At 42.7% G+C, this 241-nt stretch carries 1 pseudogene; it reads left to right on the top strand.

Annotation, left to right across the window (positions count from 1 at the left end):
* Positions 1 to 241, top strand: a pseudogene (locus SB660_RS23410) (2,3-bisphosphoglycerate-independent phosphoglycerate mutase); the annotation flags it as partial.

Below are 241 nucleotides of genomic sequence, written 5' to 3'. Positions count from 1 at the left end.
GGAAAGTAGTAGATGCCCTGCTGGTAAAAGGCGGTGCAGCTATTATTACAGCTGACCACGGTAACTCTGATGAGGTTGTTACGTTAGCAGGGGAACCGATGACAGCTCATACAACAAATCCTGTTCCAGTAATTGTGACAAAACCAAATTTAATGTTAAGAAATGGTGGCATTTTAGCCGATTTGGCGCCAACCATGTTAGAATTATTAGGGGTGTCACAACCTATTGAAATGACAGGGAA

Origin of the sequence: Bacillus sp. SIMBA_005 (assembly GCF_046535585.1) — a bacterium.
Classification (GTDB): domain Bacteria; phylum Bacillota; class Bacilli; order Bacillales; family Bacillaceae; genus Bacillus; species Bacillus pumilus.
The sequence above is the reverse complement of the archived record's forward strand: the minus strand, read 5'-3'. Positions and strand labels throughout refer to the sequence as shown.